This is a genomic window from Pseudomonas sp. GW821-FHT01A09 (assembly GCF_058986725.1).
In genome coordinates, this window is the sequence record NZ_JBYSWB010000010.1 from 171,452 (window position 1) to 185,106 (window position 13,655).

Annotated in this window: 11 protein-coding genes; 5 read left to right on the top strand and 6 right to left on the bottom strand. The window is 62.4% G+C overall.

Annotation, left to right across the window (positions count from 1 at the left end):
* Nucleotides 1–9: 9 nt before the first annotated feature.
* Nucleotides 10–1,545, top strand: a complete 1,536-nt coding sequence (locus AC3WJP_RS14280; protein WP_493723645.1) for an AmpG family muropeptide MFS transporter — start codon at nucleotides 10–12, stop codon at nucleotides 1,543–1,545.
* Nucleotides 1,546–1,716: 171 nt separating this feature from the next.
* Here AC3WJP_RS14280 and AC3WJP_RS14285 read toward each other — a convergent pair whose 3' ends face one another.
* Both AC3WJP_RS14285 and AC3WJP_RS14290 read right to left on the bottom strand, forming a co-directional pair.
* The gene (locus AC3WJP_RS14285; RefSeq protein ID WP_493723644.1) at nucleotides 1,717–2,562 is read right to left on the bottom strand and encodes a mechanosensitive ion channel family protein; all 846 of its coding nucleotides are present in this window, start codon (nucleotides 2,560–2,562) and stop codon (nucleotides 1,717–1,719) included.
* A gap of 128 nt (nucleotides 2,563–2,690) precedes the next feature.
* Nucleotides 2,691–3,170, bottom strand: coding sequence for a YajQ family cyclic di-GMP-binding protein (locus tag AC3WJP_RS14290; protein ID WP_493723643.1), 480 nt, complete (start codon nucleotides 3,168–3,170; stop codon nucleotides 2,691–2,693).
* 224 nt (nucleotides 3,171–3,394) lie between these two features.
* On the opposite strand from AC3WJP_RS14290, the gene AC3WJP_RS14295 reads away from it, so the two are divergent.
* The 3 genes from AC3WJP_RS14295 (at nucleotide 3,395) to AC3WJP_RS14305 (ending at nucleotide 7,032) form a co-directional block, all read left to right on the top strand.
* Nucleotides 3,395–4,312 carry a putative 2-dehydropantoate 2-reductase gene (locus AC3WJP_RS14295; protein WP_493723642.1) on the top strand — a complete coding sequence of 306 codons (918 nt, stop codon included), beginning with the start codon at nucleotides 3,395–3,397 and terminating at the stop codon, nucleotides 4,310–4,312.
* Nucleotides 4,313–4,438: 126 nt separating this feature from the next.
* The gene (locus AC3WJP_RS14300) at nucleotides 4,439–6,466 is read left to right on the top strand and encodes a sensor histidine kinase (protein WP_493723641.1); all 2,028 of its coding nucleotides are present in this window, start codon (nucleotides 4,439–4,441) and stop codon (nucleotides 6,464–6,466) included.
* Nucleotides 6,467–6,468: 2 nt separating this feature from the next.
* The gene (locus AC3WJP_RS14305) at nucleotides 6,469–7,032 is read left to right on the top strand and encodes a cob(I)yrinic acid a,c-diamide adenosyltransferase (RefSeq protein WP_493723640.1); all 564 of its coding nucleotides are present in this window, start codon (nucleotides 6,469–6,471) and stop codon (nucleotides 7,030–7,032) included.
* Nucleotides 7,033–7,233: 201 nt separating this feature from the next.
* Here the strand turns inward: AC3WJP_RS14305 and AC3WJP_RS14310 are convergent, their stop codons facing one another.
* The 3 genes from AC3WJP_RS14310 to secA all read right to left on the bottom strand — a co-directional run bounded on the left by AC3WJP_RS14310 (nucleotide 7,234) and on the right by secA (nucleotide 12,379).
* Complete coding sequence (locus AC3WJP_RS14310) at nucleotides 7,234–8,175, bottom strand: Nudix family hydrolase (RefSeq protein ID WP_493723639.1); 942 nt, start codon at nucleotides 8,173–8,175, stop codon at nucleotides 7,234–7,236.
* Between the two features lie 125 nt (nucleotides 8,176–8,300).
* Nucleotides 8,301–9,518 (bottom strand): bifunctional glutamate N-acetyltransferase/amino-acid acetyltransferase ArgJ, encoded by a 1,218-nt coding sequence (argJ, locus tag AC3WJP_RS14315; protein ID WP_493723638.1) that lies wholly within the window; start codon nucleotides 9,516–9,518, stop codon nucleotides 8,301–8,303.
* Nucleotides 9,519–9,634: 116 nt separating this feature from the next.
* Nucleotides 9,635–12,379 (bottom strand): preprotein translocase subunit SecA, encoded by a 2,745-nt coding sequence (gene secA / locus AC3WJP_RS14320; RefSeq protein WP_493723637.1) that lies wholly within the window; start codon nucleotides 12,377–12,379, stop codon nucleotides 9,635–9,637.
* A gap of 261 nt (nucleotides 12,380–12,640) precedes the next feature.
* On the opposite strand from secA, the gene AC3WJP_RS14325 reads away from it, so the two are divergent.
* Entirely contained in the window at nucleotides 12,641–13,102 is a 462-nt protein-coding gene (locus AC3WJP_RS14325) for a DUF721 domain-containing protein (RefSeq protein WP_493723636.1), read from the top strand.
* Here AC3WJP_RS14325 and AC3WJP_RS14330 read toward each other — a convergent pair.
* Nucleotides 13,041–13,655: hypothetical protein (locus tag AC3WJP_RS14330; RefSeq protein ID WP_493723635.1), on the bottom strand; the 615-nt coding region annotated here is incomplete at its 5' end. The two genes, AC3WJP_RS14325 and AC3WJP_RS14330, sit on opposite strands and share 62 nt — an antisense overlap.

The window sequence follows — 13,655 nt, forward strand, 5'->3', positions numbered from 1 at the left end:
TTTCAGCCCATGCCCCGCAAAACCTGGCGCGCTGCGCTCGCCGCTTATGCCAGCCCGTCCACTGTTGTGCTGTTGCTGCTCGGCTTTGCCGCCGGCATGCCTTACATGCTGGTGTTCTCTACCCTCTCCGTCTGGCTTCGGGAAGCCGGTGTGGCCCGTGAAACCATTGGCTACGCCAGCCTGATCGGCCTCGCCTATGCATTCAAATGGGTGTGGTCGCCGCTGCTCGATCAATGGCGCCTGCCGCTGCTGTACCGCCTGGGTCGTCGTCGGTCGTGGCTGGTATTGGCGCAGACGCTGGTGATCCTGGGCCTGATCGGCATGAGCTTCTGCGACCCGCAGAAACACCTGTCCTGGTTGATCGCCATTGCCGTGGTCGTGGCCTTCGCTTCCGCCACCCAGGACATCGCCATCGACGCCTACCGCCTGGAAATCGCCGAAGACAGCCAGCAGGCCGCCCTGGCCGCCAGTTACATGGCCGGTTACCGCGTCGCCGCGCTGCTGGCCACTGCGGGCGCGCTGTTCTTCGCCGAGGGCTTCGGTTCCACGGGCTATGCCTACCTGCACAAGGCATGGGCTGGCACTTATCTGCTGTTCGGGCTATTGATGGTACCGGCGCTGCTGACCACCCTGATGATGCGCGAGCCTGCAGTGACTCTGCGCACGCAGCTCTCGGCCGGGCGCTACAGTTTCAGCCACCAGGTGGCCTCGGTGCTGGTGCTGATCATCTTGCTGGTGTCGGTGCCCGCCATGTTCACCCAGCTGTACAACACCGATTTCGCCAGCGTGGTGCTGGGCACCGAGAGTGTGGTCGGGCTGTTCATGGACGACCGCGCCTTCCTGCGGGCCATCCTCTACATCACCCTGACCGCGCTGTGCCTGTCGGCATTGGGGCGCCGCGGCCTGGCCCCGGTGCTGACGCCGGTCAACGACTTCATCCTGCGCTATCGCTGGCAAGCCCTGCTGCTGCTCGGGCTGATCGCCACGTATCGGATGTCGGACACGGTGATGGGCGTGATGGCCAACGTGTTCTATATCGACCAAGGCTTCACCAAGGACCAGATCGCCAGCGTCAGCAAACTGTTCGGCCTGATCATGACCCTGGTCGGTGCCGGCGTCGGCGGCCTGTTGATCGTGCGCTTCGGCATCCTGCCGATCCTGTTCATCGGCGGCCTGGCCTCGGCAGGCACCAACCTGCTGTTCCTGATGCTGGCGGACATGGGGCCCAATCTGCGCATGCTGGTTGTCACCATCTCCCTCGACAACTTCAGCTCGGGGCTGGCGACATCGGCCTTCGTCGCCTATCTGTCGAGCCTCACCAACCTCAAATTCTCCGCTACCCAGTACGCGCTGCTGAGCTCGATCATGCTGCTTCTGCCACGCTTGATCGGCGGTTACTCCGGGGTGATGGTCGAGAAGTACGGGTATCACCAGTTCTTTCTGATCACCGCCATCATGGGCGTGCCGACCCTGGTGCTGATCGCGATCCATTGGTTTCAGGACGCGCGGCGTGAGCCGATCGAGAGCGAGACGCCTGAGATTTAAGCGGCGCTGCAATGGCCTCTTCGCGGGCAAGCCTTGCTCCTACACGGGGTGCGCCATAGCCCTTGTGGGAGCGAAGCTTGCTCGCGAAGAGGCCAGCCCATTCAACACAATTCTCGATCAGCAAAAAGCCCCGGAACGCTTGCACGCAACGGGGCTTTTGCGTTGCTGCACTTATTTCTGCGGCGCCGCCTCTTGCATCACGCGCACCACGCGCTGCGGGAACGGGATCTCGATGCCTTCGGCACGCAGGCGATCGCGGATCTCGCCGTTGAGCATGTTGGTGACACCGCCCATGTCGGAGGTGTTGACCCACATGCGCAGGGACACGGTGATCGAACTGTCGCCCAGCGCTGCCACCACCGCTTCTGGCGCCGGGGATTCCAGCACCCGCGGATCCTTGGCGAGGTCCAGGAGGATCTCCCGGGCCTTCTGCAAGTCGGCGTCGTAGTCGATGCCGATGTCGTAGGTGATCTTGCGCGTCGGCTGACGGTTGGTATTGGTGATGATGCCGTTGGACAGGTTGCCGTTGGGCATGATCACTGTCTTGTTGTCGCCGGTACGCACCACGGTGTGGAAGATCTGGATGCTGTCGACCGTGCCGGCAACACCTTGCGCTTCGATCCAGTCACCGATACGGAACGGGCGGAACAGCAGGATCAGCACCCCGCCGGCGAAGTTCGCCAGGCTGCCCTGCAACGCCAGACCGATGGCCAGGCCAGCGGCACCGATTGCAGCCACGAAAGAGGTGGTTTCGACCCCGATCATCGAGGCCACGCTGACGATCAGCAGGATCTTCAGAATGATGTTCGCCAGGCTACCGATAAAACCCTGCAGCGCCAGATCGATGTGGCGCAGGGCCAGGAGTTTTTGCAGGTTGCTGGTGAGACGATTGATCAGCCACCAGCCGACGCACAGGGTCACCAGCGCCAGGATCAGCTTGCTGCCGTATTGCATGACCATGGGAATCCAGGCCTGCGAGGCCTCGACCAGGTGATTGACTTCAGCGTTCAAATCCATGGAGCTTTCCTCTCTTCAATTGCTGCTTTTCGTTTCCTGAGGCAGCAATGGCAACCGAGGTTGCCATTGCATGGGGCGTGGGACGTCGATGAGCGCTAGAGGTTCAACGCTACGAGCCCCGCGCCACCTCAGTCGCGGAAATTGTTGAACTGCAGCGGCATGTCGAATTCCTTGGCGCGCAGGGCCGCGATGGCTTCCTGCAGATCATCGCGCTTCTTGCCGGTGACCCGTACTTGCTCGCCCTGAATGGCGGCCTGGACTTTCAACTTGGCGTCCTTGATGTGAGCGACGATCTTCTTGGCCAGTTCTTTATCGACGCCTTCGCGCAGCACGGCTTCCTGCTTCATTTCCTTGCCAGAGGCGTAGGCGTCCTTCACCTCCAGGCACTTGACGTCCAGCTTGCGTTTAGTGAGCGCCAGCTTGAGGATCTCGATCATGGCCTCCAGCTGAAACTCGGCTTCGGCGGTCAGGGTCACGGTCAATTCCTTGAACGCAAAACTGCCTTTGCCTTTGAGGTCGTAGCGGCGGTCGAGCTCCTTGATGGCGTTGTCGACCGCGTTGGTCACTTCGTGTTTGTCCAACTCGGACACGACGTCGAACGAGGGCATGCTGATTTCTCCAGATGAGTGGGCGTGGCACCCGGCAGGCGCCGGCCACGCTTGACTTGACGACTTGCAACAGAGGGTCATTATAACGAGAGCGGCATTATAACGATTGCCAGCGCCGCGAGCCGATTCACGACAGAGTCGTTGGAAAGCATCGCGGACGTGGGTGTTCCCCTGATCTGCGGATTTTATCCTTATTGCGTGAGCCTTTTCATGTTGAAGCCTTCATGAGCCGCCCCTGGCACGTACTGGGCGCCGGCAGTCTGGGCAGCCTGTGGGCCTGTCGATTGGCACGCAGCGGGCAGCCGGTCCGCTTGATTCTGCGCAACGAAGCGCGGCTGCGGGCTTACCGTGCGGCCGGGGGCCTGACGCTGAGCGAACAGGGCCTGCCCAACACCTTCGCCATCGACGCCGAAGGCCCCGACGCGCAGACCCCGATCAAACGCTTGCTGGTGGCCTGCAAGGCCTATGACGCCGCCCCTGCCGTGGCGGCACTCAAGCATCGCCTGAGCGCCGACAGCGAGGTGATCCTGCTGCAGAACGGCCTCGGCAGCCAGGATGAGGTCGCCGCGCAGGTCGGGCACGCGCGCTGCATCCTGGCCTCCAGTACCGAAGGGGCCTTTCGCCAGAGCGACTGGCATGTGGTGTTCGCGGGCCATGGCTTCACCTGGCTGGGCGACCCGCTGCGGCCGCAGCCGGTGGAATGGCTGGCGGACTTGACCACGAGCGGCATCGCCCATGAATGGACGACCGATATCGCCACCCGGCTGTGGCGCAAGCTGGCCCTCAACTGCGCCATCAATCCCCTGACCGTGCTTTACGACTGCCGCAATGGCGGGCTGCAAAGCCATCACTGCGAAGTCGCAACGCTGTGCGCCGAACTGGCGCAACTGCTCGAACAGTGCGGCCAACCCGCAGCTGCACAGGATCTGCACAGCGAGGTCGAGCGAGTGATTCAGGCCACTGCGGCGAACTTCTCGTCGATGCATCAGGACGTCAGCCAAAAGCGTCGCACCGAAATCCACTATCTGCTGGGGCATGCCTGCGCCGCGGCGCGGCGCCATGGCCTGGTATTGCCGCACCTGCAACAACTGCGGGTACGGCTGGTCGAACACTTGACTGCCCTCGGCCTGCCCACCTTGTAGCGAGGGGGCTCGCCCCCGAAAAATCCGCCAGGCGAAACATTTTTATCTGGGCCGATATTTTCGGGGGCAAGCCCCCGCGCTACAGGGCTAGACTCAACGCTTGTATCACTTTGACATGGACCTTTGATGCCACTGCGCCAGCGCCTCGAAAACCTGCCCGTCGGCCAGAAACTCCTCGCCGCCCTGCTGGCATTGCTGATTACCGTATTGCTGGTCGCCAACCTGACGTTCATCAGCGCCGCGTACTGGATCTCCCAGGAAAGCATGGCACCCCAGGCCTTGCAGACCATCGGCCGACTGGTTTCCAACCCCGACCTGGCGCGCCAGGCTCTGGAATCCAAGGACCGCGCCAACGACCTGCTGCAGGAACTCGACAGCTATACCCCGCTGCGCGCCGCGGCACTGTACGACGGCGACGGCAATCTGATGGGGCAATTGCAGCACGGCCACCGCCTCGACGTGCCGACGCATTTTCGCCACATGCAGGACTGGCGCCTTAGCGAGTTTCGCAGCAATCAGTTGATCGAACTGCCACGGGCCGGCCAATCATCCGGCCACCTGCTGCTGGTCGCCACCAGCGAGCTACCGATGGCCTTCTACACCGGCACCCTGACCGCCAGCCTCGGCATCCTGGTGTTCAGTGTGCTGCTGTGGATGATCATCGCGCGGCAGATCAAACGCCTTATCACCCAACCCATCTATCAACTCGAAGAACTCTCGCGCCAGGTCACCCGCGAAGAGAACTACGCCCTGCGCGCCCGCCCCGGCAACCATGATGAAATCGGCAACCTGGCCGAGGCCTTCAACACCATGCTGTCGCGCATCGAGGCCCGCGAGCAGCAGCTCAAGCGCGCCCGTGACGATTCCGATGCCGCCTACTCCCAGGCCCAGGGCCTGGCGGAAGAGACCCGTCACACCAACCGCAAGCTCGAGCTCGAGGTGCAAGTGCGCAGCAAGATCGAGAAAAAACTCACGGGCTTCCAGAACTACCTCAACAGCATCATCGACTCCATGCCATCGGCACTTATCGCCCTCGACGAACAACTCTACGTGACCCAGTGGAACCAGGAAGCCAGCGCGCTTTCCGGCACGCCTCTGGACGAAGCGCTGAACCAGCCGATCTTCGTCGCCTTCGAGCCGCTCAAGCCGTTCCTGCCGCAGCTCAAGACCACGGTCGAGCAACACGTGGTCGCCAAGATCGACCGCGTCACCTGGACCCGCGACGACACCGCCAAGCACTACGCCCTGACCTTCTACCCACTGGTGGGCGGCGCCGGGCGCGGGGTGGTGATTCGCATAGATGACATCACCCAGCGCCTGTCGCTGGAAGAAATGATGGTGCAGTCGGAAAAGATGCTTTCGGTCGGTGGCCTCGCCGCCGGCATGGCCCATGAGATCAACAACCCGTTGGGGGCGATCCTGCACAACGTGCAGAACATCCGCCGCCGCCTGTCGGCCGACCTGCCGAAGAACGTCGAATACGCCGAGCAGGCCGGCATCGATCTGGAGACCATCAACCGCTACCTGCGCGGTCGTGAAATCCCGCAACTGCTCGACGGCATCGCCCAGGCCGGCGGCCGGGCGGCAAAGATCGTCACCCACATGCTCAGTTTCAGCCGCCGCAGCACCCGGCAAATGGCGCCCTGCGACCTGCCTGCGCTCATCGACCAGGCGGTGGAAATCGCCGGCAACGACTTCGACCTGACCATCGGCTTCGACTTCAAGGGCCAGAACATCGTGCGCCAGTTCGACACGCGCCTGGGTCCGGTACCCGGCACTGCCAACGAACTCGAACAAGTACTGCTCAACCTGCTCAAGAACGCCGCCCAGGCCATCCATCAACGCGAACCCGGCGGCGAGCCAGGGCGCATCACCCTGCGCACACGCCTCAACCCGCCCTGGGCGGAAATCCAGGTCGAGGACAACGGCGTCGGGATGACGGAAAACGTGCGCAAGCGCACCTTCGAGCCGTTCTTCACCACCAAGGAAATCGGCCAAGGCACCGGCCTCGGGCTGTCGGTCTCGTACTTCATCATCACCAACAATCACAAGGGCCAGATGGAGGTACAGTCGGCGCAAGGCGTCGGTACCTGCTTCACCTTGCGCCTGCCGCTGGAGAACACCCTCCCGGCCACTCAGCAATCGGAGCTTTGATCATGGGCTTTCGCCTGTCGAAAATTTACACCCGCACCGGCGACACAGGCGAAACCGGCCTGGGCGACGGCCGCCGCGTGCCCAAGGACCATCCCCGGGTCGAAGCGATCGGCGAAGTTGACACCCTCAACAGCCAGCTCGGCCTGCTGCTTGCCGGCCTGGCGCAAGAGTCCGAGTTGCACGAAGTCTGCGCCGTGCTTGCACCCTGCCAACACCGTCTGTTCGACCTAGGCGGCGAGTTGGCGATGCCGGCGTACCAGGCATTGAATCAAGCGGAGGTGGAACGCCTCGAACAGGCGATCGATCTGTGGAACGAAGAGCTGGGGCCACTGGAGAACTTCATCCTCCCCGGCGGCTCGGCCCTTATCGCCCAGGCCCACGTGTGCCGCAGCGTGGCCCGCACCGCGGAACGTCGCTGCCAGCAGCTCAACGCGGTAGAGCCCTTGGAGGGCGCCGGCCTGGCTTACATCAACCGCCTGTCCGACCTGCTGTTCGTCGCCGCAAGGATCGTCGCCCGTCGCCAGGGCGTGAATGAAATCCTCTGGCAGGCCGCGCCGAAAGCTTGAGTTTTGCGTTGGTGGTGCCGGCCCTTTCGCGGGCAAGCCCGGCTCCTACAGGTGTGCACCTGTGGGAGCAGAGATTGCTGGGAAAGACCTTGGGTTTTGTGTTGGCAGTGCCGGCCCTTTCGCGGGCAAGCCCGGCTCCTACAGGTGTGCACCTGTGGGAGCAGAGCTTGCTCGCGAAGAGGCCCGCGCAGACGCCGCTAATCAATCAGGCCAGAACGCCCGAATCCCTGCCACACCCTGCGCGCCAAGCTCATGCGCACGAGAGGCATCCTCGGGCGCGACCCCACCCAGCAGATACACCGGACGATTGAAGCCGAGGATCAACTCGCCGACCCGATCCCAACCCAAAGGCTGCGCATCCGGATGAGTCTGCGTAGGCTGCACCGGAGAGAGCGTGATGAAATCCACATCCATCTGCCGCGCCAGGGCGACTTCCTCGGCATCGTGACAAGACGCCGCCAACCATCGCTCCTTCGGAAACGGCCGGCCCTTGCTCGCATACTTGCGCAATTGCGCCGACGTCAGATGCCAACCGGCAGAAGGGAAATCCCCCAACCACTCCAGCGGCCCCTTGAGCATCAGCTGCGCCTTGCCCGCACACAACCCCACCGCATCCACCGCCAGGTCGCGGTACTGCGGATCGTAGCCATTGGGCGCGCGCAGCTGCACCAGCTTGATGCCCCCGGCGATGGCCTTCTGCAGACCGCGCAGCAACACCGGCGTGGCCAGCTCGCCCGGGGTGATCAAGTACTGACTGGGCAAGCTCGCCGCCGCAACGATCGGCCGGTTGGCCTCGGGGAAGTCGTATTGCCGCAATTCGCGCGGCGTCACCCACACCAACGGCTGGCCTTCGGCGCCATGGGGCTCACCGGTAAACGCCGAGACCTCCCAGACATCGAGCAACACATGCTTGTCGACATAATCGTGGCTGACCTTGATCAGCGGACGGGCCTGAGTCACCTCAATACCCAACTCCTCGGCCAGCTCGCGCCTGAGGGCGTCCTGAACGCGCTCGCCCTCCTCGACCTTGCCGCCGGGAAACTCCCAGAGGCCGCCCTGGTGCTGGGTCTCGGCCCGACGAGCGATCAGAATCTTGCCGTCGGCACCGCGAATCACGGCCGCGGCTACGTGGATGCGTTTCACAGGTGCCTCCTTGAATATTGAATGCAACCTTGTAGCGGGGGGGCTTGCCCCCGATAGGTTGCGCCAGCAATTTCATTATTGCTGATCCACCGCTTTCGGGGGCAAGCCCCCTCGCTACAGGAGACTTAGGTCCGATATTCGGCGTTGATCTTCACGTACTCGTGGGACAGATCGGTGGTCCAGATGGTTTCGCTGCAGTCGCCACGGCCCAGCTCGATGCGGATGGTGATCTCTTCCCGCGCCATCACCGCCGAGCCCTGCTCTTCGGTGTAGGTCACCGCGCGTGCACCCTGGCTGGCGATATTGACCTCGCCCAGATACACGTCGATCAAGCTGACATCCAGGTCCGGCACGCCGGCGCGGCCAACCGCCGCCAGAATACGACCCCAGTTCGGATCGGACGCGAACAGCGCCGTCTTGATCAATGGCGAGTGAGCCACGGTGTAACCAACGTCCAGGCACTCCTGGTGATTGCCACCGCCGTTGACCTCCACGGTCACGAACTTGGTCGCCCCCTCACCGTCACGGACGATGGCCTGAGCCACTTCCATGCACACCTCGAACACCGCCTGCTTGAGCTTGGCGAACAACTCGCCGCTGGCAGCCGTGATCTCCGGCAACGCCGCCTGACCGGTCGCGATCAGCATGCAGCAATCGTTGGTGGAGGTATCGCCATCGATGGTGATGCGGTTGAACGACTTGTTGGCGCCGTCGCGCATCAGGTCCTGCAGCACCGCCGGCGCCACCTTGGCGTCGGTAGCGATGTAGCCCAGCATGGTCGCCATGTTCGGACGGATCATCCCGGCGCCCTTGCTGATACCGGTCACGGTGACGGTGACGCCATCGTGCTGGAACTGCCGGCTGGCGCCTTTAGGCAAAGTGTCGGTGGTCATGATGCCGGTGGCTGCCGCCGCCCAGTTATCCACAGACAGGTCATCCAGCGCAGCCTGCAGCGCGCCCTCGATCTTCTCGACCGGCAGCGGCTCACCGATCACACCGGTGGAGAACGGCAGCACGGCGCTGGCAGGCACACCGGTCAACTCGGCGAGCCTGGCGGTAGTGCGCTCCGCCGCCAGCAGCCCCGGCTGACCGGTGCCGGCGTTGGCATTGCCGGTGTTGGTCAGCAGATAACGTACCGGGCCGCCGACGCGCTGCTTGGAGAGGATCACCGGAGCGGCGCAGAACGCATTGAGGGTAAACACACCGGCAACGCTGGAGCCCTCGGCGCAGCGCATGACCACGACATCCTTGCGCCCTGGGCGCTTGATGCCGGCACTGGAGATACCGAGTTCAAAACCGGGAACCGGGTGCAGCGTAGGCAGAGGACCAAGACCGACAGCCATGTAAGCGCTCCTTGAAAGGAATCTGCGTCGCGGCATCGGGCCGCGGCGGCAATGATGGAAAAACGCCGCGAACGGCAAGCCGTTCGCGGCGCGATAAAACAGACTACCCGCAGCTGTCAGTCAATCTTGCCGTGACAGTGCTTGAACTTCTTGCCCGAGCCACACCAGCACAGCTCGTTGCGGCCCAGCTTCTGATCGTTGCGAACCGGCTCGGAAACCGCCAGCGCGACATCCACCGGCTCTTCCAGGGCCAACGCCTCGGGCTGATCCAGACCAGGCGCTTCGGCGTGCTGGAACTGCATGCGCGCCGCCAGGTTCTCGGCTTCCTGACGCAGGCGCGCCTCTTCCTCGGCGGGATCTTCGCGACGCACCTGAACGTGCGACAACACGCGGATGGTGTCGCGCTTGATCGAGTCCAGCAGTTCCTGGAACAGGGCAAAGGACTCGCGCTTGTATTCCTGTTTCGGGTTCTTCTGAGCGTAGCCACGCAGGTGGATACCGTGGCGCAGGTGGTCCATGGTCGACAGATGGTCTTTCCACAGATCGTCCAGCACGCGCAGCAGGATTTGCTTCTCGAAGGTGCGCAGCGCGTCGGCACTGGCCTGCTCTTCTTTCTCGTTGTAGGCCAGCAGCAGCTCGGCCAGGAGTTTTTCGCGCAGGGTTTCTTCGTACAGTTGGGCGTCGTCGTCGAGCCACTGCTGGATCGGCAGCTTGACCCCGAAGTCGGTGAACAGCGCCGCTTCGAGACCAGCCACGTCCCACTGCTCAGGCAGCGATTGCGGCGGGATGTGGGTGGCGATGGTGTTGTTCAACACTTCCTGACGGAAGTCGGCAATGGTTTCGCCGATGTTCTGCATGGCCAGCAGGCTGTTGCGCATGTGATAGATCACTTTGCGCTGCTCGTTGGCGACGTCGTCGAACTCCAGCAGTTGCTTGCGGATATCGAAGTTGCGGCCTTCGACCTTGCGCTGGGCCTTTTCGATGGCGTTGGTGACCATGCGGTGCTCAATGGCTTCACCGGACTGCATGCCCAGGGCCTTCATGAAGTTCTTCACCCGATCGGAGGCGAAGATGCGCATCAGGCTGTCTTCGAGCGACAGATAGAAGCGGCTCGAACCGGTATCGCCCTGACGGCCGGCACGACCCCGCAGCTGGTTGTCGATACGGCGCGATTCGTGGCGCTCGGAGGCGATCACGTGCAGACCACCGGACTCGAGCACCTGCTGGTGACGCTTCTGCCAGTCGGCCTTGATCTGCGCGATCTGCTCGGGCGTCGGGTTTTCCAGCGAGGCCACTTCGACCTCCCAGTTACCGCCCAGCAGGATGTCAGTACCGCGACCGGCCATGTTGGTGGCGATGGTCAAGGCGCCCGGACGGCCCGCTTGCGCGATGATCTCGGCTTCCTTCTCGTGGAACTTGGCGTTGAGCACCTTGTGCTCGATGCCTTCCTTGGTGAGCAAGGCGGACATGTGCTCGGAGGTTTCGATAGTGGCCGTACCAACCAGCACCGGACGCCCTAGCGCCATGCTTTCCTTGATGTCGGTGACGATGGCCGCGTACTTCTCGTCGGCGGTGAGGTACACCAGGTCGTTGAAGTCCTTGCGCGCCAACGGACGGTTGGGCGGGATGACCATGACATTGAGGCTGTAGATCTGGTGGAACTCGAACGCCTCGGTGTCAGCGGTACCGGTCATGCCGGACAGCTTGTTGTAGAGGCGGAAGTAGTTCTGGAAGGTGGTCGACGCCAACGTCTGGCTCTCGGCCTGGATGTTGAGGTTTTCCTTGGCCTCGATGGCCTGGTGCAGGCCCTCGGACAGTCGACGGCCCGGCATGGTCCGGCCGGTGTGCTCGTCGACCAGCAGGATCTGGCCGTCCTGGACGATGTACTCGACGTTGCGGTTGAACAGCTTGTGCGCGCGCAGGCCGGCGTACACGTGGGTCAGCAGACCCAGGTTGTGCGCCGAGTAGAGGCTCTCGCCTTCGGCCAGCAGCCCAGCCTGGGTGAGCATCTCTTCGATGAACTGGTGACCGGCTTCGTTGAGCTCGACCTGGCGGCTCTTCTCGTCGACGGTGAAGTGACCTTCCTTGGTGACTTCGCCTTCGACTTCCTCGATGTGCTGCTCGAGACGCGGGATCAGGCGATTGATCTCGGTGTACAGGCGCGAGCTGTCTTCGGCCTGGCCGGAGATGATCAGCGGCGTACGGGCTTCGTCGATGAGGATGGAGTCGACTTCGTCGATCACGGCGAAATTGAGTTCGCGCTGGAATTTCTCTTCCAGGCTGAACGCCATGTTGTCGCGCAGGTAGTCGAAACCGAATTCGTTGTTGGTGCCGTAGGTGATGTCCGAAGCGTAGGCGATGCGTTTTTCTTCAGGCGGTGCGAACGGCGTGACGACGCCCACGGTGAGGCCGAGGAATTCGTACAGCGGACGCATCCAGTTGGCATCGCGACGGGCCAGGTAGTCGTTGACCGTGACCACGTGCACGCCTTTGCCGGACAGTGCGTTGAGGTAGACCGCGAGGGTCGCGCAGAGGGTCTTGCCCTCACCGGTACGCATCTCGGCGATCATGCCCTCGTGCAGCGTCATGCCGCCGATCAGCTGAACGTCGAAGTGACGCATACCCATGATGCGCTTGCCGGCTTCCCGGCAGACGGCGAAGGCTTCAGGCAGCAGCTTGTCGAGAGTCTCACCTTTTGCCAGGCGGGCCTTGAACTCCTCGGTCTTGGCGCGCAGTTGCTCGTCCGAGAGGGCCACCATTTGCTCTTCGAAGGCATTGACGACAGCAACCGTCTTGAGCATGCGTTTGACTTCACGCTCGTTCTTGCTTCCAAAAAGTTTCTTTAACAAAGGCGCAAACATATCGGCAGTTTCTTCCACACATAGGGATGGAGGGCGGCCCCGTGAGTCGCCCGAGCAGCCCTGATGGCCGCATGCGAACGAGCATTCTACCCGGAAACGATGGAGAGGAAAGTGGCTCGGTGTCCACGATGCTGGCACAGCGCTGTGACGGGGCTTTTTTACAATAAGGGCTTTTGCGTCAACTTCAACCCATCGGCGCATAAGTTATGTTGGCGGGGCATCTGTTACCATGGGCGCTCTGTAACCTCCGGTGTCCTCCTCATGGCCTTTCGCCCCCTCCCTGCCAGGGCTCCCGCTGCCTTGCTGCGCGAAGCCAAGCCGCTGAAGGCGCTGTTCAGCCAGGCCCAGCGCTTGGGTCATCTACAACGTTTACTCGAAAGCCAGCTGCAACCGGCGGCGCGGGAATTCTGCCGCGTGGCGTCGTGGCGCGAGGGCACCCTGCTGCTGGTGGTCACCGACGGCCACTGGGCCACGCGCCTGCGGTACCAGCAAAAACGCCTGCAGCGCGATCTCACGGCGCTGGAGGAATTTGCCAGCCTGACGCGCATCCTGTTCAAGGTGCAGCCGCCCACGGTGCAGAGCGCGGCGGCCGGCCACAGTATCGATCTGTCGGTGCGCTCGGCGGAGAACATCCAGGCTACCGCCGAGGGCATTACCGATCCTAATCTGCGGGCGGCGCTGGAGCGGTTGGCGAGTCATGCGAACAGATCGCGTAATCCTTAACGCCCAATGGCCGTAGCCAATGGAAGTACTCTTGGGTATGCGCTTCAGCGGATTTCGCCGCAGATTCTGCATCAGTCATAACCTGGCTTAGCCTCCCCGTGATGTACTTGATGGTGCGACGGGCGTTAGCGTCATCCTCCAAGTAGATGGTATGCAGCGCGTTATAGATACTGGTAGTGCCATTTTCGCACTCGCGAACCAATGCCCTTAACATTTCGTGACGAGTGCGACTCGAGAGCTCCTCGTATACCCCACAGGTCTGTTCAAGCAAGTTCGCGAGAGAATGCGCCTTTTTCTTCAAATGCTCGGCATTACTGTTAAGCACCGCGTTCTTTTCCTGAATATTGACAACTCCTGTCCTAAAGACTTCCTTGAAATCGATAGCACCTTTTGCAGAGGCCCCCTGCGCGCGCCCCTTCGGGTACTGAAACGACATCTCATACGGGCTGTTACGGATCGCCTTCAACTGTCTGGGCGGACTGTAGTGGTCAACTGATCCCGGACACTGAATTGAGTTTTTCCTCTGCGACCGCAGGCGGTAGCCCTTCGTTGA